Origin of the sequence: Pseudomonas arcuscaelestis (assembly GCF_016881005.1) — a bacterium.
GTDB lineage: Bacteria > Pseudomonadota > Gammaproteobacteria > Pseudomonadales > Pseudomonadaceae > Aquipseudomonas > Aquipseudomonas arcuscaelestis.
Genome location: NZ_JACOPV010000002.1, coordinates 327,424 through 348,499, shown reverse-complemented (window position 1 = coordinate 348,499; position 21,076 = coordinate 327,424). Strand labels below are relative to the sequence as shown.

The following is a 21,076-nucleotide window of genomic DNA, read 5'->3' as shown; positions in this document are numbered from 1 at the left end:
GAACGGTCCTCACAGCAGGCTATCAGTGCAGATGGCGGCCCAGTCGGGCTTCTATATGTTTCAGGCTGCGCCGCACGATTTCCACGATCAGCAGGTAGAGCACGGCGGCCCACAGGTAGATCTGGAAGTCGAAACTGCGCGAGAAGGCCAGTTTGGTCACGCCCATCAGGTCGTAGATGGTCACCAGCGAGGCGATGGCGCTGGCCTTGATCATCAAAATCAACTCGTTGCCCAGCGGGCCAATGGCGACAATCATCGATTGCGGCAGGATGACCTTGAAGAAGGTGGTCGAACGCTTCAGGCTCAGCGCCTTGGCCGCTTCATATTGTCCCGGCGCGACAGCCAGCAGGGCGCCGCGGAAGATTTCCGCCTGGTAGGCGGCGGTGTTCAGGACAAAGGCCAGCAAGGTGCAATACCAGGCTTCGCGGAAAAACCACCACATCCCCACGTCTTGCCAGAAGCCCTTTAATGAACCCAGGCCGTAGTACAGCAAGAACAATTGGGCCAGCAGCGGCGAGCCACGGAAGAAGTAGATGTAGCCGGCGCTCAAGCGCTGCAACAGCAAGCTGTTGGACAGTCGTGCCAACGCCAGCAGCATGCCGAGCACGGCACCAAGGGTGAAGGAAATCGCCACCAACTTGCCGGTGACCAGTAGCCCGTCGACAAAACGTGGGCCGTAGCGCTCCAGCAGGTCCGGGTCGAGCACGGTAGCCAGCAGTTGTTCGAAACTCATGTCCGGGCGCTCCGCAGGTGGCGACTGAAGTATTGCTCGATGAACACAAACACCCGTCCCGACAAGGCCGAGAACAGCAGGTAGCCAAGGCAGGCCACACCGTAGAAGAACATCGGTTCCTTGGTCACGCTCACGGCCAGGTTGGTCTGGCGCATCAGGTCGACCAGGGAAATGGTCGACACCAGCGAGGTGTCCTTGAGCAGTGACAGCCAGTTGTTCGACAGGCCCGGCATGGCGATGCGTACCAGCTGCGGGAAAATCACCTTGCGAAAGGTGGTGGCCTTGCTCAGGCCCAGCGCCTGGGACGCTTCGTATTGTCCTTTGGCAACCGTCTTGAACGCGCCGAGCCAGATCTCACTGGAGAACGCGGCAAATACCAGACTGAAGGCGATCATGGCGGCGAGGAAGGTGTTGATCAGCACCTCGCCTTCGTAGCCCATGGCGGCGAGAATTTTCTGCGCGGCGATCTGGCAGCCGTAGTAAATGATCAACAGCGTGAGCAGCTCCGGCAAACCGCGAAACACGGTGGAGAAGACGGTAGCCACGGCACGCGGGAACCGCTTGGGCGATCGTGCCATCAGCGCTACACCCAGGCCCAGGGGCAGCCCGATGGGCAGGCAGGCCAGCGCCAGGGAAATGGTCACCAGGGCGCCGGCGAGCAAGGCCTGACCCCAGCCGCCGCTGGCGAAAGATAACAGCGAAAGTTGTTCGAGCATGGGCGAACCCTCTCGGTAATAGAGTGTGGGTGCTTGGCGGGTATATCGCGGAGCAAGTTCGCCCCCACAACATCAATGGATTGCTGTGGAGACGAACTGCCGTGCGATCAATTACTGATAGATGTCGAAGTCGAAGTAACGGCTGGCGATCTTCTGGTAGGTGCCGTTAGCGACGATTTCATCGAGGGCCTTGTTCAGGCGCTCGCGCAGGGCCTCATCTTCCTTGCGCACGGCAATCGAGGCATCGGCCTTGGTGCCATTGACGTCGCCAAGGATTTTGCAGCAATCCTTGCCTGCCTTGCCGAGCCAGTCGGTCAGCGGGAATTTATCGGCGATCACGCCATCCAGGCGCCCGGCGGCCAGGTCTGCGTTGGCTTCATCGAGGGTAGGATAGAGCTTGACGTCGGCACCGGCCTTGCCATAGACGTCTTCGGCGTAAATGGCCTGGGTCGAGGAGGATTGTGCGCCAACGGTGTAGCCTTTGAAGCGGGTCTGGGCGTCGGTGATCTCGCTGTCCTTGGGCACAGCGACCGACAACGGCGTCTTGTAGTAGTGGTTGGTGAAGGCGATTTTCTTGCGCCGCTCTTCGGTGTTGATCATCGACGCCACTACTGCGTCATATTTCTTGGCCATCAGTGCCGGAATAATGCCTTCCCAATCCTGGGCGACGATGGTGCAGTCCACTTTCATCTGCTCGCACAACGCCTTGGTGATGTCGACGTCAAAACCGTGCAGTTGATTGTTTGAATCAACATAGTTGAACGGCGGGTAGGCGCCTTCGGTCGCAATTTTCAGGGTTTCGGCCTGGGCCATGGTTGCGCCAGCGAGCAGCAGGGCGCACGCGCCTGCAAAGCGGATAACGGGTTTCATGTAACACCTCGATCTGTTGTTTGCACTCTTGCTATTGTTTGCTCGCTGACGTGTAGCCAACGAATTCATTGTGTAGAGCGGCAGTTGCTTCCAAGCGTTTTTCAACATCCGGTCCGAGCTTCTTGCAGACCTCGTTGACCATCAGGTGTACCCACGACAACATCGTCGCAGTGGACTCCCAGAACAGATTGAATTCGGTGGGGATGCGAAACACCTCATCGGCGTTGGCATCGGCCCAGTCACAGAAGGTGTCGGTAACCAGGGTTACCGGGATGCCTGTCTCGTGCGCTTTGCGGCACAGGTTCAGGGCATGACGTGAATAGCGGCGCGCCTCGAACACCACCAGGGCGCAATCGGCCGGGTCGCTCAGCAACACCTCACCGAAGTGCCCAGCGCTGCCATCGACGACCTGCACGCCGTCACGCAGGTACTGCAGTAAGTGGACCATGCACTGGGCGATACCGCGCTCGGTCTGAAACCCCGCGACAAAAACCTTGCGGCGCTGCGCCAGGCGTTGGCTGACCGTTTCCCAGGCAGAGGTGCGGCTGTATTCATAGACCCGTACCAGTGCCCCGACTTCCTGTTCGAGACTGCGGGCAAGACCGGCATCATCCTTGCCGTGCTGTTGGCGAAACTCTTGCAACCGATCACCGACCAGCCAGGGACCATCGCCCAGATCGTCCTTGAGATCGTGTTTGAGCGCCTTGAGGTGCTCATAGCCCAGGGCCCGGCAAAAACGACCGACACTGGATTCACTGACACCGACCTTTGTCGCCAGGCTTGCGGAAGTTTCGAACGGCAGGTCGTTGAGGTTGGCGAGCATGTAGCTGGCGATCTTGCGACCTGAAGCCGCAGCACTGTGCAGGCTGTTTTCCAGACGTTGCTTGATCGGTTGGCTCATGGATGATTCTCAAAGACGGTTGCACGTGGAAACAGAAAATGAATGTTTTCTGTCATCAAGTCAACATTTGACAGTTTGCTGTCACAAGAGGAAAGTTTCGCCATTGCTCATCGCTGTTGCCCATTCCAAATCCAATAAGGGAGCTTCAGATGCCCGCACGTCCCGACACTGCTGTCGCGCAGATTCAATTTGCCGATCTGCAAGCCTTGTTGCAGCGCGTTTTTGTACGTCATGGCACCAGTGAGGCGGTCGCTCGCGCACTGGCTTTCAACTGCGCCAGCGCCCAGCGCGACGGTGCCCACAGCCATGGCGTGTTCCGAATTCCGGGATATGTTTCAACCTTGGCCAGTGGCTGGGTCGATGGTCAGGCCGTACCCGAAGTGACAGATGTCGCCAGTGGTTTTGTGCGTGTCGATGCCAGGGGTGGCTTTGCCCAGCCGGCGCTGGCAGCGGCGCGTGAGTTGCTGTTGGAAAAGGCCCGTAGCGCCGGCATCGCCGTATTGGCAATCCATAACTCGCACCATTTCGCTGCGCTGTGGCCGGATGTCGAGCCTTTCGCCGATGAAGGGCTGGTTGCCCTCAGCGTGGTCAACAGCATGACCTGTGTAGTGCCTCATGGTGCGCGTCGGCCGTTGTTTGGTACCAACCCGATTGCCTTTGCCGCCCCCTGCGCTGGCAGCGACCCGATTGTTTTCGACATGGCCACCAGCGCCATGGCCCATGGCGATGTGCAGATTGCCGCACGCAAGGGCGAGCAACTGCCCGATGGCATCGGTGTCGACAGCGAAGGGCAGCCCACCTGCGATCCGCAGAAAATCCTCGAAGGGGGCGCCTTGTTGCCGTTCGGCGAGCACAAGGGTTCGGCTTTGTCGATGATGGTCGAGTTGCTGGCCGCAGCACTGACCGGCGGGAATTTTTCCTGGGAGTTCGACTGGTCGCAGCACCCGGGTGCGAAAACGCCGTGGACCGGGCAGTTGATTATCGTCATCGACCCAAGCAAGGCCGAAGGTAATCACTTTGCTGCGCGCAGCCGCCAGTTGGTGGAGCAGATGCAGGCTGTAGGGGTGAGCCGGATGCCTGGCGAGCGGCGCTTTCGTGAGCGTGAAGCTTCGGCGCGTGAGGGTGTAAGCCTAACCGTGCAGGAGCTTGAACAACTGCAGGCGCTGGCATAGCTCTAAGGGTACCGAGCCAAGGCATGCATGGCTGCACAGATAAGTTGCATCAAGGGACATGTTGCTTCGGCGCCGCTACAGGTATCCTCGCTAGATTCTTGTTGTATTTGCCCAGACCCAAGGAGCTTCACGCTGTGTTCAAACATGTCGATGCCTACGCCGGCGATCCGATTCTGTCCCTGATGGAGACCTTCAAGGCCGACCCGCGCGCCAACAAGGTCAACTTGAGTATCGGTCTCTACTACGATGCCGCAGGCGTGGTGCCGCAACTGGCCGCTGTTGGCGAAGCGGAAAAGCGCATGGCCGACCAGCCGCATGAAGCTTCGCTGTATTTGCCGATGGAAGGCCTGGGCAGTTATCGCCAGGCCATCCAGGCGCTGTTGTTTGGCGCAGATCACCCTGCCGTGCAGGGCGCGCGCGTTGCTACCGTGCAAACCGTCGGCGGCTCCGGTGCGCTGAAAGTCGGTGCCGACTTCCTCAAGCGCTATTTCCCCGACTCGCAGGTGTGGGTCAGCAATCCAACCTGGGACAACCACCGGGCGATTTTTGAAGGCGCAGGGTTCAAGGTCAATACCTACCCGTACTTCGACGCTGATACCCGCGGTCTCGATTTCGACAGCATGCTCGCAGCACTGCAGGGCCTGCCCGCCAACAGCATCGTGCTGTTGCACCCGTGCTGCCACAACCCAACCGGCGTCGATCTGAGCCAAGCGCAATGGCAACAGGTCATTGAAGTGGTCAAGGCGCGCAACCTGATTCCATTCCTTGATATCGCTTATCAGGGCTTCGGTGAAGGCCTGGTCGAAGATGCCTATGCCATCCGCGAGTTCGCCCGTGCTGGCGTACCTTGCCTGGTGAGCAACTCGTTCTCGAAGATTTTCTCGCTGTACGGTGAGCGGGTAGGGGGCTTGTCGGTGGTCTGCGACGATGCCGACACTGCGCAAAGCGTATTGGGCCAACTCAAGGCTACTGTTCGCCGCAACTACTCCAGTCCACCGAACTTCGGTGCGCAACTGGTAGCCGCGGTGCTTGCCGACGCTTCGCTCAATGCGAAGTGGGCTGCTGAAGTGGAGCAGATGCGCCTGCGGATCCTGGACATGCGCCAGGGGCTGGTCGATGCCTTGGCAGTCTTGTTGCCGGGTCAGGACTTCCAGTTCTTCCTCAGCCAACGCGGCATGTTCAGCTACACCGGCCTGAGCGTCGATCAGGTTCGTCGCCTGCGCGACGAGTTCGGCGTGTACCTGATCGACAGCGGCCGGGTCTGCATGTCCGGTCTGCGCCCAGACAACCTGCAGCAAGTCGCCGAGGCTATTGCGGCGGTTCAGTAACCTCCGCTGATCGCGGGACACGCCCGTTTGTGCAGGGGTGATACCTGTGCGAAGGGCTTGTCCCGCGATGTCGCTGTAAAAGGTGCAACCGCTCCTCGGTCGGGGCTTTGCAAGTGCAACCAATGCGCGCACAATCGCGCCCCTCTTTGTATGGTTGAGGGGCGGTGATGCCTCTGCTTCGCCACTCTCAGCCCTGTTGCAGTTTTGCGAGTGGAGTTGCACCCGGATGAACGAGCAGGCCCAAAGCGTTGATCAACGCTTCGAATCGACCCCAGCTGCCCTCAGCAGTTGGTCCCGTCAGGACACCACCTGGATGCTGGGCCTGTTTGGCACGGCCATCGGTGCCGGAACCTTGTTCCTGCCGATCAACGCCGGGGTAGGGGGCTTCTGGCCTCTGTTGATCCTGGCGCTGCTGGCGTTCCCGATGACCTACTATGCTCACCGTGGCCTGACCCGCTTTGTATTGTCCGGACGCGATGGCACCGACATCACCGATGTTGTCGAAGAGCACTTCGGCCTCAGTGCAGGTGCCTTGATCACCCTGCTGTACTTCCTGGCAATCTTCCCGATTCTGCTGATCTACAGCGTGGCCCTGACCAACACGGTCGGCAGCTTCATGGAACACCAGCTGCACATCCAGCCACCGCCACGCATTGTCTTGTCATTGGTGCTGATCCTCGGCCTGCTGGCCATTGTGAGGTGTGGCGAGCAGGCCACCGTCAAGGTCATGAGCCTGCTGGTCTATCCCTTCATTGTTGCCCTGGCGTTTCTCGCGGTATTTCTGATTCCGCACTGGAGCGGCGGCATTCTGAGCACCGCCAGCGAGATGCCGTCAGGATCGGCGTTCCTGCACACCTTGTGGCTGGCCATTCCGGTGATGGTGTTCTCTTTCAACCATTCGCCGATCATTTCCGCCTTCGCGGTTGATCAGAAACGTCGTTATGGCGACCACGCCGATGAGCGCAGCGGGCAGATCCTGTGCCGTGCACACCTGCTGATGGTGGCGATGGTGATGTTCTTCGTGTTCAGTTGCGTGCTGACCCTGACCCCTGCGCAGTTGGCTGAAGCCAAGCAACAGAACCTGTCGATTCTTTCCTACCTGGCCAACCATTTCAGCAACCCGACCATCGCCTTTGCTGCGCCGATCATTGCTTTTATTGCCATTGCCAAGTCGTTCCTGGGGCACTACATCGGCGCCAGTGAAGGCCTCAAGGGGCTGGTAGCGAAAACTGGCAAACGCCCGGGTGCCAAGGCGCTGGATCGCGTAACAGCTGCTTTCATGCTGGTGATCTGCTGGATCGTTGCCACGCTCAACCCGAGCATCCTGGGCATGATCGAGAGCTTCGGTGGCCCGGTCATTGCGGCGATCCTGTTCTTGATGCCGATGTACGCTATCCGTAAGGTACCGGCCATGCGCAAGTACAGTGGCCACCTCTCCAACGTATTTGTGACCGTTGTAGGTCTGGTGGCCATCTCGGCGCTGGTCTACTCGTTGATGGGCTGAGCCACGGTTGCCGGGGCGCTGGATTGTCAGCGCCCAGGTAAATATTTTGTCCACAATGTGCGCGTGGAAATAAAACAATTTATTGCTCGGCCATAGGTGGCGAGTCACTTTCATGATTAACTCTGGTCCTTTACTCACCCCGCATAAGGACTCAGCTCATGGCTCAAGTGACACTCAAAGGCAACCCGGTTCAGGTCAAGGGCGACCTGCCGAAGGTTGGCACCCAGGCACCCGCATTTTCCCTGGTTGGTGCAGGTCTGGCTGACGTAACCCTGGCCAGCCTGGCCGGCAAGCGCAAAGTGCTGAACATCTTCCCAAGCGTTGACACCCCTACCTGCGCCACTTCGGTTCGCACCTTCAATAAGAAGGCCGGTGAGCTGAACAATACCGTGGTGTTGTGCATCTCGGCTGACCTGCCGTTCGCCCAGGCACGCTTCTGCGGCGCTGAAGGCCTGGAAAATGTGCAGAACCTGTCGACCCTGCGTGGCCGTGAATTCATCGAAAACTACGGTGTTGCCATCGCCGACGGCCCTCTGGCTGGCCTGACTGCTCGTGCAGTGGTCGTGCTGGACGAGAACGACAAGGTGCTGCATGCCGAGCTGGTTGGCGAGATCGCTGACGAGCCTAACTATGATGCAGCGCTGGCAGTGTTGAAGTGATTTGATTTGCAGCAGTAGGAGCGGGCTTGCCCGCGATTGCGAGCTCATCCAAGGGTAGCCCGCTCCTGCAGGTGTGAATAATTGTTACGGCCTGGTCCTCGACCAGGCCGTTTTTATTTATAGTTCATTGTCTTAGCAACGTAAGCGCTAGGTAAATTGCCGGTAAAGGCGCTTTGCTTATCCTGCTGCAGTGCTTATCGTTCAGCCTTCTCAAAAGAATTCTTTCCAGCCCAATGGTCGATCAACCGATGCTTTCTCGTTCCCGTTCCTCCCGTCGCTGGCTTGTCGGCCTGCTGATCCTGCTGCTGGTTGCCGGCCTTTGCTGGTGGCTGTGGCCGTCTCCGGCGGCGGATAAGGCGGCCGGCGCTCCCGGCGGCAAGGGCGGGCGACCTGGTTTCGGTGCCTTCGGCGGGCCAGTTCCGGTGCGTGTCGAGCCTGCGACCGTGGGCAATTTCCCGGTCTACCTCAAGGCCCTGGGTACGGTGACGGCAACCAATACGGTTAATGTGCGCAGCCGGGTAGGGGGTGAGTTGGTCAAGATCAACTTCCAGGAAGGGCAGCAGGTCAAGGCTGGCGACCTGCTGGCAGAAATCGACCCGCGCAGTTACCAGATCGCCCTGCAGCAAGCCGAAGGCACCCTGGCCCAGAACCAGGCGCAGCTGAAAAACGCCCAGATCGACCTGGAGCGCTACAAAGGCTTGTACGCCGAGGACAGTATTGCCAAGCAGACCCTCGACACGCAGGTGGCGTTGGTCGGTCAGTACCAAGGCACCATCAAGACCAATATGGCCGCTGTCGGCGATGCCAAGTTGAACCTTGATTTCACCCGAATCCGTGCACCGATCAGCGGGCGCCTTGGCCTGCGCCAACTCGATGTCGGTAACCTGGTTGCTGCCAACGATACCGCGGCGCTGGTAGTGATTACCCAGACCCATCCAATAACCGTCGCCTTTACCTTGCCCGAGTCGCAATTGAACACCGTGCTTGCGCGCTATCGCAGTGGCGCCAAACTGCCGGTCGAAGCCTGGGACAGGGGTGACCTCAAGCAGCAGGCGGTGGGCGTACTGCGCAGCCTCGACAACCAGATTGACACAACCACGGGCACCCTGAAATTCAAAGCCTTCTTCGAAAACCAGGATGAAGCGCTGTTCCCTAACCAGTTCGTCAACGTGCGCCTGCTCGCCGACACCTTGCAGAATGTAGTGCTGGCTCCCTCGGCGGCCATTCAGTTCGGTACTGATGGGTCCTTCGTGTATGTCATGGAGGGCGACAAAAAGGTACGGATCCGCAAGCTGACCCTGGGCGCCAGTGACGGTGACCACACGGTTATCACTGAAGGCCTGGCCAAGGGCGAGCGGGTCGTGCTCGAAGGCACCGATCGCCTGCGTGACGGTAGCGAGGTGGAGGTTGTCAACGACAGCTCCGAGGTACCGGTTACGCCCGGCCAGCATCTGCAGGGCCAGGACAGTAAAGACGCTTCGGCTGTCACAGATCGCAAGAACAAGGCTGGCGCATGAACATCTCGCGGCTGTTCATCCTGCGCCCGGTGGCCACCACCCTGAGCATGCTGGCCATCGTCCTGGCCGGTCTGATCGCCTACACCATGCTGCCGGTAGCAGCGCTGCCGCAGGTCGACTATCCGACCATCAGGGTCACGACCCTGTACCCGGGTGCCAGCCCGCAAGTGATGACCAGCGCGGTTACGGCGCCGTTGGAGCGCCAGTTCGGGCAAATGCCGGGGCTGACCCAGATGGCCTCGACCAGCTCTGGCGGTGCCTCGGTACTGACCCTGCGCTTTAGCCTCGACATGAACATGGACGTTGCCGAACAGCAGGTGCAGGCAGCGATCAACGCCGCCAGCAATCTACTGCCGAGCGATCTGCCGGCGCCGCCGGTGTACAACAAGGTCAACCCGGCGGATACCCCGGTGCTGACCCTGGCCATCTCATCGAAAACCATGCCGTTGCCCAAGCTCAACGACCTGGTCGATACCCGCGTAGCACAGAAAATTGCCCAGATCGGCGGCGTCGGCATGGTCAGCATCGCGGGTGGCCAGCGTCAGGCGGTGCGAATCAAGGTCAATCCCGATGCCCTGGCAGCGGCCGGGCTCAACCTTGCAGACGTGCGTACGTTGATCGGTGCTTCCAACGTCAATCAGCCCAAGGGCAACTTCGATGGCCCAACCCGCGTATCGATGCTCGATGCCAACGATCAGCTGCGTTCGCCCGAGGAATACGCCAACCTGATCCTGGCCTACAACAATGGCGCGCCGTTGCGCTTGAAAGACGTTGCCGAAATCGTCGACGGTGCCGAGAACGAGCGCCTCGCCGCCTGGGCCAACCAGAACCAGGCGGTGCTGCTGAACATTCAGCGCCAGCCCGGTGCCAACGTTATCGAGGTGGTTGACCGCATCAAGACCCTACTGCCATCGATTACCGACAACTTGCCTGCCGGCCTCGATGTCAGCGTGCTCACCGACCGCACCCAGACCATCCGTGCCTCGGTCAAGGATGTGCAGCATGAACTGCTGCTGGCCATCGCCCTGGTGGTGATGGTGACCTTCGTGTTCCTGCGCCGCTTCAGCGCCACGATCATCCCTTCGGTGGCGGTGCCGCTGTCGTTGATCGGCACCTTTGCGGTGATGCACCTGGCAGGCTTCTCGATCAATAACCTGACCTTGATGGCGCTGACCATCGCCACCGGCTTCGTGGTGGACGATGCGATTGTCATGCTGGAGAACATTTCCCGGCATATCGAGGAGGGTGAAACGCCCATGCAGGCGGCGCTCAAGGGAGCCCGGCAGATTGGCTTCACACTGATCTCGCTGACCTTCTCATTAATTGCGGTATTAATCCCGTTGCTGTTCATGGCTGATGTGGTCGGCCGTCTGTTCCGCGAGTTCGCCATTACCCTGGCGGTGGCGATCCTGATTTCCCTTGTGGTGTCCCTGACCTTGACGCCGATGATGTGCGCGCGGTTGCTCAAGCGTGAACCAACGGAGGCCGAGCAGGGGCGCTTCTATCGCGCCAGTGGCGCCTCGATCGACTGGATGATCGCCTGGTACGGACGAGGCCTGCAGTGGGTGCTCAAGCACCAGCCGCTGACCTTGCTGGTGGCCGTGGCGACCCTGGGGCTGACTGTGCTGTTGTACCTGGTGGTGCCCAAGGGCTTCTTCCCGCTGCAGGACACCGGGGTTATCCAGGGTATTTCCGAAGCGCCGCAGTCGGTGTCCTTCGCCGCCATGAGCGAGCGCCAGCAGCAGCTCAGCGCGGTGATTCTCAAGGATCCAGCAGTACAGAGTCTGTCGTCCTATATCGGTGTCGATGGTGACAATGCCACGCTCAACAGCGGCCGCTTGCTGATCAACCTCAAGCCTCACGGCGAGCGCGACCTTACCGCCGCTCAGGTCATTGCACGCCTTCAACCCGAGGTCGACAAACTGGCTGGGATCCGTCTGTTCATGCAGCCGGTGCAGGACTTGAGCATCGAGGACCGGGTCAGCCGTACCCAGTACCAGTTCAGCCTGTCGTCGCCGGATGCCGATTTGCTCGCGTTGTGGAGCGGCAGGCTGGTCGATGCCCTGCAACAACGCCCCGAGCTTACCGACGTCGCCAGTGACCTGCAGGACAAGGGCCTGCAGGTATTTCTGGTGATTGACCGCGATGCTGCCAGTCGCTTGGGCATCAATGTTGCCGACATCACCAATGCCTTGTACGACGCGTTTGGCCAGCGCCAGATCTCGACCATCTACACCCAGGCCAGCCAGTACCGCGTAGTGTTGCAGGCTGAAGCTGCTTCCAGCCTGGGCCCGCAGGTACTTGAGCAGATCCACGTCAAGGCCACGGATGGCGGCCAGGTGCGTTTGTCGAGCCTGGCCCGCATCGAGCAACGCCAGGCGCAACTGGCAATCGCCCATATTGGTCAGTTCCCGGCGGTGATGATGTCGTTCAACCTCGCCCAAGGCGTGGCGCTGGGCGATGCGGTCAAGGCGATCGAGCAGGTGCAACAGGACATTGGTATGCCGGTGGGTGTGCAAACCCGCTTCCAGGGCGCAGCCGAGGCATTCCAGGCATCGTTGTCGAGCACCTTGCTGCTGATTCTGGCTGCCGTGGTAACCATGTACATCGTGCTCGGCGTGCTCTATGAGAGTTACATTCACCCGGTGACCATTCTCTCGACCCTGCCTTCGGCAGCGGTGGGCGCCTTGTTGGCGCTGATTCTTTCCGGTAACGACCTTGGCATGATCGCCATCATCGGCATCATCCTGTTGATTGGTATCGTCAAGAAGAACGCGATCATGATGATCGACTTCGCCCTGGAGGCTGAGCGCAATCAGGGCATGACCCCGGAAGCGGCGATCTATCAGGCGGCGTTGCTGCGCTTCAGGCCGATTCTGATGACCACGCTGGCCGCCTTGTTCGGCGCCATTCCATTGATGCTTGCTACCGGTTCCGGGGCCGAATTGCGTCAACCCCTGGGCCTGGTGATGGTCGGGGGGCTGTTGGTCAGCCAGGTGCTGACGTTGTTTACAACGCCTGTCATCTATTTGTACTTCGACCGACTGGCACGGCGCTTTCGCCAGCCGCACTTGGCCGGAGAATCGGTATGACCGGTGTCGCCAGCACGAAGCAGGCGGGGATTGCGGCGGTTGAGAACAGTGCTTGCAGCGTGACACTCCAAGCGTGGAGTGGCCGCCCATGAACCTGTCGGCCCCCTTTATTCGCCGTCCGGTAGCAACCATGCTGTTGAGCCTGGCGATCATGTTGCTCGGTGGTGTCAGTTTCGGTCTCCTGCCGGTGGCGCCGCTGCCGCAGATCGAGTTTCCGGTGATTGTGGTGCAGGCCAACTTGCCAGGTGCCAGCCCTGAGGTAATGGCCGCCACGGTGGCTACGCCGCTGGAGCGTTCCATGGGCGCGATTTCCGGGGTTACTACGCTGACCAGTAGTTCCACTCAGGGCTCGACCCGGGTGATTCTCGGTTTTGACCAAGGGCGCGATATCGATGCGGCTGCCCGGGAAGTGCAGGCGGCTATCAACGCGTCGCGCAACCTGTTGCCCAGCGGTATGCGCAGCATGCCGACCTACAAGAAGTACAACCCTTCCCAGGCACCCATCATGGTGCTCGCACTGACCTCCAGCGTGCTGCAGAAGGGCCAGCTCTATGACCTGGCCTCGACCATCCTGTCCCAGAGCCTGTCCCAGGTCCCGGGGGTAGGGGAGGTGCAGATTGGCGGCAGCTCGTTGCCGGCAGTACGGGTGGAACTCGAGCCACACTTGCTCAACCAGTACGGTGTTGCCCTGGATGAGGTGCGCGAGACGATCGCCAACGCCAATCAGCGTCGGCCCAAGGGTTTTATCGAAGACGGCCAGCGCAGTTGGCAGGTGCAAGCCAACGACCAGTTGGAGAAGGCCAAGGACTACGAGCCGTTGGTGATTCGTTACCAGGACGGCGCGGTGCTGCGCCTTGGGCATGTAGCCAAGGTTACCGATGCGGTGGAAAACCGCTACAACAGTGGTTTTTTCAATGATCAGGAGGCCGTGCTGCTGGTGATCAATCGCCAGACCGGTGCCAACATCATCGAGACGGTGAACAAGATCAAGGAGCAACTGCCGGTACTGGAGTCGCTGATGCCGGCCAGTGTGAAGCTGGATGTGGCAATGGACCGCTCACCGGTCATCAAGGCCACCCTGAGCGAAGCCGAGCACACCCTGATCATCGCCGTGGTGCTGGTCATCCTGGTGGTGTTCCTGTTCCTGGGCAACCTGCGCGCTTCGTTGATTCCGACCCTGGCGGTGCCGGTGTCGTTGGTCGGCACGTTTGCGGCGATGTATCTGTTTGGGTTCTCGCTGAACAATATGTCGCTGATGGCCTTGATTCTTGCCACCGGCCTTGTGGTGGACGATGCCATTGTGGTGCTGGAAAACATCTCCCGGCATATCGATGACGGCGTTCCGCCTATGCGCGCTGCCTATCTAGGGTCCAAGGAAGTCGGTTTCACCCTGTTGTCGATGAACCTGTCGTTGGTGGTGGTGTTCGTGTCGATCCTGTTCATGGGCGGCATTGTCGGCTCGTTGTTCCGTGAGTTTTCCATCACCCTGGCCGTGGCGATCATTGTTTCGCTGGTGGTTTCCCTGACCCTGACGCCGATGCTCTGCGCTCGCTGGCTCAAGCCCCAGGCGCACGAGGGGCAAACGCGCCTGCAGCGTTGGAGCGAGCAGATTCATCAACGCATGATGGCAAGTTACGGGCGCAGTCTTGACTGGGTGCTGCGTCATCGCCGTCTGACGCTGCTCAGCCTGCTGGTCACCATTGCGGTGAACATCGCTTTGTATGTGGTGGTACCGAAGACCTTCCTGCCGCAACAGGATACCGGCCAGTTGATGGGCTTTGTCCGCGGCGATGATGGTTTGTCGTTCCAGGTCATGCAGCCAAAAATGGAAATCTACCGCCGGGCATTGCTCAAGGATCCTGCGGTGGAGAGTGTCGCGGGCTTTATTGGCGGCAACAGCGGTACCAACAACGCCATGGTGCTGGTGCGCCTCAAGCCGATCAGCGAGCGCAAAGTGTCGGCGCAGAAAATCATCGAGCGGATGCGCAAGGAAATGCCCAAAGTACCGGGCGGGCGCTTGTTCCTCATGGCCGACCAGGACTTGCAGTTCGGCGGTGGCCGCGACCAGAGTTCTTCGCAGTTCCTCTATACCCTGCAAAGTAGCGAGCTGTCGGCCTTGCGTGAGTGGTATCCAAAAGTAGTGGCCGCCTTCAAGGCCCTGCCAGAGCTTACCGCCATCGATGCGCGTGAAGGCGGTGGCACCCAACAGATAACCCTGATTGTCGACCGTGAACAGGCCAAGCGCCTGGGCATCGACATGAGCATGGTTACCTCGGTGCTCAACAACGCCTATAGCCAGCGGCAGATCTCGACCATCTATGACAGCCTCAACCAGTACCAGGTGGTGATGGAGATCAACCCCAAGTACGCCCAGGACCCTCGCAGCCTGGAGCAAGTGCAGGTGATCACGGCTGACGGTGCCCGGGTGCCACTGTCGACCTTCGCTCATTACGAGAACAGCTTGGCCGATGATCGTGTCAGTCACGAAGGCCAGTTCGCCGCCGACAGCATCAACTTCGACATCGCCGAAGGCTACAGCCAGGATCAGGCCATGGCTGCCGTTGAGCGGGCTGTGGCCAAGGTTGGTTTGCCAGAAGATGTGATTGCCAAGGTTGGGGGAACCGGTGATGCCTTTGCCGAAAGCCAGAAAGGGCAGCCTTTGATGATTCTCGGGGCGTTGCTGGCGGTGTATCTGGTGCTGGGGATTCTTTATGAAAGCTACATTCATCCGCTGACGATTTTGTCCACCTTGCCGTCGGCCGGGGTAGGGGCCTTGCTTACCCTGTATGTAGTGGGTAGCGAGTTCAGCCTGATTTCGCTGCTGGGCCTGTTCCTGCTGATCGGCGTGGTGAAGAAGAACGCCATCATGATGATCGACCTGGCCTTGCAACTGGAACGCCACGAACACTTGAGCCCGGAACAGTCCATTCGTCGCGCTTGCCTGCTGCGCCTGCGCCCCATCCTGATGACCACCGTGGCCGCGATCCTCGGCGCCTTGCCGCTGTTGCTCAGCCATGCCGAAGGATCGGAAATGCGCCAGCCACTGGGTCTGACCATTATTGGCGGGTTGGTTTTCAGCCAGGTGCTTACGCTTTACACCACTCCGGTGGTTTACCTTTATCTGGACCGCTTGCGCCATCGCTTCAACCACTGGCGCGGCGTGCGCACCGATGCTGCTTTGGAAACTCCGCTATGACTCGACGTCCGCTTCTCTCCAACCGCCCGCTGCAGTTGCTGCTCGGTGCCCGTGGTTCGCGCCTGCTGGCTTCTGGCTTGTGTCTGGCGTTGCTTAGCGCCTGCACCCTGAGCCCCGACTATCAGCGTCCCGAAGCCGCTGCGCCAGTGGCGTTCAAGCATGCTGCGGGCTGGACCCAGGCCAATCCTTCCGATGCGCTTGCGCGCGGCGCCTGGTGGGAGCTGTATGGCGACGCCCAGCTCAACGGCCTGGTCGAGCAGCTCAATGCTGCCAACCAGACGGTGGCCCAGTACGAAGCCCAGTACCGCCAGGCCCAGGCATTGGTCCGCAGCTCGCGTGGGGCGTTGTTCCCAAGCCTCGATCTGAAAGCGGGCAAGACCCGCTCAAGTCAGGGCACCGGCAGTTCCAGTTCCAGCTTGAGTAACAACAGCAGTGGTATTCGCGACACCTACAGCACCACCCTGGGCGTCAGCTGGGAAGCGGACCTGTGGGGCAAATTGCGCGACGGCTTGGCTGCTAACGAAGCCAGCGCCCAGGCAAGTCTGGCAGACATGGCCGCGATTCGCCTGAGCCTGCAGTCGGAGCTGGTGCAGAACTACCTGCAACTGCGGGTGATGGATGAACAGAAGCGCTTGCTTGAGGCTACCGTCCAGGCCTACCAACGCTCGCTGACCATGACCGAGAACCAATACCGCGCCGGTGTGTCGGGCAAGGATGCAGTGGCCCAGGCGCAAACCCAACTCAAAAGCACCCAGGCCGACCTGATCGACCTGGTCTGGCAGCGTGCCCAGCTGGAAAATGCCATTGCCGTTTTGCTGGGCAAGGCGCCCGCAGACTTCGCCCTGGCGGACAGCAAGGACATTCCGGCGCTGCCGCAGGTGCCGGTGGCGCTGCCCTCGCAATTGCTTGAGCGCCGCCCGGACATCGCCTCGGCCGAGCGCAAGGTGATGTCCGCCAATGCCAGTATTGGCGTTGCCAGGGCCGCCTATTTCCCCGACCTGACCCTGAGCATGAGTGGTGGCTATAGCAGCAGTAGCTTTAGCGACTGGATCAGCCTGCCTAACCGTTTCTGGTCGGTGGGCCCACAGTTGGCGATGACACTGTTCGATGGCGGTCAGCGTTCTGCTGAGGTTGACCGTACCGAAGCGGTCTATGACCAGACCGTGGCCCAGTACCGTCAGGCCGTGCTCGATGGCTTCAAGGAAGTGGAAAATTATCTGGTGCAGTTGGATGTCTATGAAGACGAAGCGGCCGTGCGCGGCGAGGCCCTCGATGCGGCACGCGAGTCGTTGCGCCTGACCAGCAATCAGTACAAGGCCGGGCTGATCGCCTATCTGGACGTGGTCAATGTGCAGACCACTGCGCTGAGCAACGAGCGTAGTGTGTTGACGCTGCTGCAGAGCAGGCTGGTGGCCAGTGTGCAGCTCATCGCGGCGCTCGGTGGTGGATGGGACGTACAGACGGCACTTGCCGATTCCCCATGATTTAAGTTCAATAAAATCAAGGCATTAAAAGTGGTTATTAATGCTTTATGTCATGATTGGTATGAATTGTTGCAATTTGCCATCTAACGTCTTAAATGGCTTTAGATTTGGAAGGTAAGTTATTGTTTTGTAACAAATAAGCCTATTGAAAAAATACGAAATTGGCACGGAGTGGATCATTGCAAAATGCCAGCGAAAACTCCGTGCGTTTCGCTAAAGGTTGAGTACAATCATCGGCTTTTCCCCGGGCCATTCAGTGCCTGATCCCAAGGGTTGTGAAAGGCCAAATGCTGATCGGTAGTTACTCTTCCTCGCTGGTGTTGATTTCGCTTTGCGTTGCCATTCTTGCCTCCTATACAGCACTCGATTTGACCGGACGCATTGCCACTGCCAAGGGCCGAGCGGTGTACCTGTGGATCGGGGGTGGCGCGTTTGCGATGGGGTTCGGTATCTGGTCCATGCACTTTATCGGCATGCTCGCCTTCAGCCTGCCGATAGCCCTGGGATACGACCTGACCCTGACCTTGCTTTCGCTATTGATCGCCGGGCTGTCTTCAGGCTTTGCCCTGTGGCTGGTCAGCCAACCGACCTTGCCGTGGCTGCAGCTTGGCCTGGGAGCGCTGATCATGGGCACCGGCATCAGCAGCATGCACTACACCGGCATGGCCGCGCTGCTAATGCAACCGGGCATCGACTACGACCCGGCACTGTTCGCGCTGTCCTTGGTGATCGCGGTAGGGGCTTCGACAGCGGCGTTGTGGATTGCCTTTCGGCTGCGTCATCAAACCCTGTACGTCCGGCAATTGCGTGGCGCTGCTGCAGTGGTCATGGGGTTGGCCATCGTCGGCATGCATTACACCGGCATGGCTGCGGCAAACTTTGCCGATGGCAGTTTCTGTGGCGCACTGGGCACCGGCCTCAGTGGCAATGGCCTGGATTACCTGGTACTGATCACCACCCTGGCGGTGCTGGCCGTGGCCTTGCTGACTTCGGTGCTCGATGCTCGCCTTGAGGCGCGAACCGCTGAACTGGCGCGCTCCTTGACCCGGGCCAATCAGGAACTGACCCAGCTCGCCCTGCACGATACCCTGACCGGCTTGCCCAATCGCACGTTGCTGGCCGATCGCATCGAGCTGGCAATCAGCAAGGCCAGTGAGCAAGGAGGGTGTTTTGCCCTGATGTTCATTGATCTGGATGGTTTCAAACCGGTCAACGACGCCTTTGGCCATCACATGGGCGACTTGCTGCTAAAGGAGGTTGCCTTGCGCCTTCGCGGCCATTTGCACAGCCAGGACACCCTGGCGCGCATTGGCGGCGACGAATTTGTCCTGCTCGTGGATTTGCAGGAGCCTGATGACGCAATGGGCGTTGCTTCCAAGCAGGTTAATCTGATCTCCCGTAGCTTCCGGGTTGCCGAGCAGAACCTGCAGATTTCAGCCAGCATCGGCATCGTCCTTTACCCCGGTAACGGCGTCGATCAGCATGAACTGCTGCGCAACGCCGATGCAGCGATGTATCACGCCAAGAGCGCGGGCAAAAATGGCTACAGCTTCTTTGACGTATCGATGAACAGCAACGCACGCCTGCAACTGCAACTGCTTCAGGATTTGCGCTTGGCACTGGATCAAAAGCAATTCCGGCTGTTCTACCAGCCCAAGTTCGACGCCCAGGCCTGCCAACCGATTGGTGCCGAAGCGCTGCTGCGCTGGGAGCACCCGGAGCAGGGTCTGATGTTGCCTGATCGCTTTATCGCGCTGGCAGAGAAGACCGGCCTGATCATTCCGATTGGTGAATGGGTGCTTGATGAAGCCTGTCGCCAGATGCGCGAGTGGATTGGCCTGGGCTATACAGATTGGCGCATCGCCGTGAACCTCTCGGCAATCCAGTTCTGCCATACCGGCTTGGTCGACAGTGTCGCCAAGGTGCTCGCACGTCATCAATTGCCGGCCAACAGCCTGACCCTGGAAATAACCGAAACCACCGCCATGCACGATGCCGATGCAAGCATGGCGGTGTTGCAGAGGCTTGCGGATATGGGCGTGGACTTGTCCATCGACGACTTTGGTACCGGCTATTCGAGCTTGATGTACCTCAAGCGCTTGCCGGCCAACGAGTTGAAGATTGACCGCGGCTTTGTCCGTGACCTGGAACAAGACAGCGATGACGCCGCGATCGTTTCGGCAATTGTGGCGTTGGGACAAGCGCTGGGCTTGAGGATTGTGGCAGAAGGCGTAGAAACCGATCGCCAACAGAGTTTCCTGACCCGCCTTGGTTGCGATTCGTTACAGGGTTATCTGCTTGGCCAGCCGCTACCTCCCGAGCGTTTCATTGCCGACATCGAGCGCGCTGGCCACGCATTGGCAAGCCACTGAGATCAGCCAGTAGCCCGTAGGTTGCAGGAAGGCTCGAAGGCGTCCATCTCGGCCTCGACCGCCTCGATGATGCGTTCGACATCGGCGGCCGCCATCAGCCTGGCGCAGGGAATGCCGGCGATCGCCAGCAGGGTCTCGCCCGTGGCCCGGTCAAACAGGCGGGCGACCATGCTGCGCGGTGCATCCATACTGGCTTCGAAGCCCAGTGGATGAAAATACCAGCGCATCACCTGACAGGCGTTTGGAAACGTCAGTTTGTTCATTCCGGCCTCCGTGTAGGGGTGAACAACAGGGTGAGCGGATCAACGTGCGTTTCAGGTCATGGCGACCTGGCAAGAACCTAAACATAGCATTGCTGGCGCCAGTGTCTGCCCATCACCATGACCGTTTTGTGGCCTTTTTGAAGCACGTCAGAACCACCCTGAAAACCCTTGTGTTCAAAGGCCGTTGCGGCAAACGTTTGCCTTGAATCTTTCGCCGTTGCAGGCATTGCTGTTCTGCTATTTTTACCGACAGTCGGCTGGGATGCTTACCTGGGGTTTTCAGACCAATGGCACCCCAAGGTTCATTCAAGGAGACTGTCATGCGTTATTCAACGCTCACCCAACGTATCGTGCGGGTGCGCGGGCAACTGCTCGAAGAGCAACCCTCAGTTGATCAGCGCCGCTGCCATGTTGATGGTGAAACCGAGAATGGCGGTGTTGAACACAAACGCCACCAGTGAGTGAGCGAGCACCACCCGGCGCATTTCGCGACCGGCCACGCCGACATCCGAGGTTTGTACTGCCACACTCAACGTGAAGGAAAAATAGTGGAAGTCCCAATAGTCGGGGTTACGCTCATCGTCGGTAAAACGCAGCAGCGGCGCGTGCGCGTGGGCGGTGTAGAACAGGTGGGCATAATGCAGGCTGAAAATGGCACCGACCAGCAGCCATGACCCGGCGACGGTAAAGCCAGTGAAGGCCAGTTGCAGGGCGGTAGGCCCATCGGCAAGTTTGGCCCCGGCGGCCAGTTGCAGAATCACCGCTACCAGGCTTGCGATGGCAGCGATGCTTACGGTGAACAGCACCAGGCCCGCGTTTTCGTCCTCGATGCTGGCGACTTTGCGTACTTTCTCGGTGCTGGCCCCGAGGGTCAGGCACAGGATTAGCACCAAGTAGAGCCAGACACCGGTATTCCAGCCGATCAGCACGTGCTCGACCCAGCCATTGGCCGGCACCAGCCAGCCGCTCAGGACACCGACAAGCGCTGCAATACTCAGGCGAGGGTGGCTGCGGGTTAGTCGATGGAAAGCCATGCTACCTCGGGCTTGAAGGGACGTGAGCTACTGTAGCGGTAAAACCCGCTGCCGGGCAGGTGATTGGCACTGCTATTCGGCCTGGATGAGGTGGCCATGATATTGCCCTCAATCGATTCCGGTAGCACTGATGAGGTACTATCGGCGCCCGTGGTGAGCACAATTTGCTTACCAATCAATGGCCTGGTGATGATCTGGGTCATCTGCCACTGCGCTGGCACATATCACAATGACA

The 21,076-nt window shown here is 59.6% G+C and carries 16 protein-coding genes; 9 read left to right on the top strand and 7 right to left on the bottom strand.

Annotation, left to right across the window (positions count from 1 at the left end):
* Positions 1 to 22: 22 nt before the first annotated feature.
* From H8F21_RS03830 to H8F21_RS03815, 4 genes are all read right to left on the bottom strand, one after another.
* Complete coding sequence (locus tag H8F21_RS03830; protein WP_136475890.1) at positions 23 to 733, bottom strand: ABC transporter permease; 711 nt, start codon at positions 731 to 733, stop codon at positions 23 to 25.
* Positions 730 to 1,449: an ABC transporter permease gene (locus H8F21_RS03825; RefSeq protein WP_136475891.1), complete on the bottom strand. Its 720-nt coding sequence runs from the start codon at positions 1,447 to 1,449 to the stop codon at positions 730 to 732. Before H8F21_RS03825 ends, H8F21_RS03830 begins: the two co-directional genes overlap by 4 nt.
* Before the next feature lie 111 nt (positions 1,450 to 1,560).
* Positions 1,561 to 2,319, bottom strand: coding sequence for a transporter substrate-binding domain-containing protein (locus tag H8F21_RS03820; RefSeq protein ID WP_203479325.1), 759 nt, complete (start codon positions 2,317 to 2,319; stop codon positions 1,561 to 1,563).
* A 31-nt stretch (positions 2,320 to 2,350) separates the two neighbouring features.
* The gene (locus tag H8F21_RS03815) at positions 2,351 to 3,220 is read right to left on the bottom strand and encodes a MurR/RpiR family transcriptional regulator (RefSeq protein WP_203479324.1); all 870 of its coding nucleotides are present in this window, start codon (positions 3,218 to 3,220) and stop codon (positions 2,351 to 2,353) included.
* A gap of 149 nt (positions 3,221 to 3,369) precedes the next feature.
* On the opposite strand from H8F21_RS03815, the gene H8F21_RS03810 reads away from it, so the two are divergent.
* From H8F21_RS03810 to H8F21_RS03770, 9 genes are all read left to right on the top strand, one after another.
* Complete coding sequence (locus H8F21_RS03810) at positions 3,370 to 4,392, top strand: Ldh family oxidoreductase (protein ID WP_203479323.1); 1,023 nt, start codon at positions 3,370 to 3,372, stop codon at positions 4,390 to 4,392.
* Positions 4,393 to 4,526: 134 nt separating this feature from the next.
* On the top strand, positions 4,527 to 5,720 hold the full coding sequence (locus tag H8F21_RS03805; protein ID WP_203479322.1) for an amino acid aminotransferase: 1,194 nt from the start codon (positions 4,527 to 4,529) through the stop codon (positions 5,718 to 5,720).
* 226 nt (positions 5,721 to 5,946) lie between these two features.
* Positions 5,947 to 7,224 (top strand): serine/threonine transporter, encoded by a 1,278-nt coding sequence (locus tag H8F21_RS03800; RefSeq protein WP_203541119.1) that lies wholly within the window; start codon positions 5,947 to 5,949, stop codon positions 7,222 to 7,224.
* A 158-nt stretch (positions 7,225 to 7,382) separates the two neighbouring features.
* A complete protein-coding gene (gene tpx / locus H8F21_RS03795; protein ID WP_203479320.1) occupies positions 7,383 to 7,883 on the top strand; it encodes a thiol peroxidase in 501 nt (166 codons plus the stop codon).
* Between the two features lie 233 nt (positions 7,884 to 8,116).
* Positions 8,117 to 9,400, top strand: coding sequence for an MdtA/MuxA family multidrug efflux RND transporter periplasmic adaptor subunit (locus tag H8F21_RS03790; protein ID WP_203479319.1), 1,284 nt, complete (start codon positions 8,117 to 8,119; stop codon positions 9,398 to 9,400).
* The gene (locus tag H8F21_RS03785; protein ID WP_203479318.1) at positions 9,397 to 12,492 is read left to right on the top strand and encodes an MdtB/MuxB family multidrug efflux RND transporter permease subunit; all 3,096 of its coding nucleotides are present in this window, start codon (positions 9,397 to 9,399) and stop codon (positions 12,490 to 12,492) included. The genes H8F21_RS03790 and H8F21_RS03785 overlap by 4 nt, the downstream gene beginning before the upstream one ends.
* Positions 12,493 to 12,580: 88 nt before the next feature.
* Complete coding sequence (locus H8F21_RS03780) at positions 12,581 to 15,688, top strand: efflux RND transporter permease subunit (RefSeq protein WP_203479317.1); 3,108 nt, start codon at positions 12,581 to 12,583, stop codon at positions 15,686 to 15,688.
* A complete protein-coding gene (locus H8F21_RS03775) occupies positions 15,685 to 17,172 on the top strand; it encodes an efflux transporter outer membrane subunit (protein WP_203479316.1) in 1,488 nt (495 codons plus the stop codon). The genes H8F21_RS03780 and H8F21_RS03775 overlap by 4 nt, the downstream gene beginning before the upstream one ends.
* Before the next feature lie 287 nt (positions 17,173 to 17,459).
* Positions 17,460 to 19,544 (top strand): putative bifunctional diguanylate cyclase/phosphodiesterase, encoded by a 2,085-nt coding sequence (locus H8F21_RS03770; RefSeq protein ID WP_203479315.1) that lies wholly within the window; start codon positions 17,460 to 17,462, stop codon positions 19,542 to 19,544.
* Between the two features lie 2 nt (positions 19,545 to 19,546).
* On the opposite strand, the gene H8F21_RS03765 is transcribed toward H8F21_RS03770, so the two are convergent.
* The 3 genes from H8F21_RS03765 to H8F21_RS03755 all read right to left on the bottom strand — a co-directional run bounded on the left by H8F21_RS03765 (position 19,547) and on the right by H8F21_RS03755 (position 21,044).
* A complete protein-coding gene (locus H8F21_RS03765) occupies positions 19,547 to 19,807 on the bottom strand; it encodes a DUF1652 domain-containing protein (RefSeq protein ID WP_203479314.1) in 261 nt (86 codons plus the stop codon).
* A gap of 386 nt (positions 19,808 to 20,193) precedes the next feature.
* On the bottom strand, positions 20,194 to 20,841 hold the full coding sequence (locus H8F21_RS03760) for a DUF1345 domain-containing protein (RefSeq protein WP_203479313.1): 648 nt from the start codon (positions 20,839 to 20,841) through the stop codon (positions 20,194 to 20,196).
* A complete protein-coding gene (locus H8F21_RS03755) occupies positions 20,823 to 21,044 on the bottom strand; it encodes a hypothetical protein (RefSeq protein WP_203479312.1) in 222 nt (73 codons plus the stop codon). The genes H8F21_RS03760 and H8F21_RS03755 overlap by 19 nt, the downstream gene beginning before the upstream one ends.
* Positions 21,045 to 21,076 lie beyond the last annotated feature (32 nt).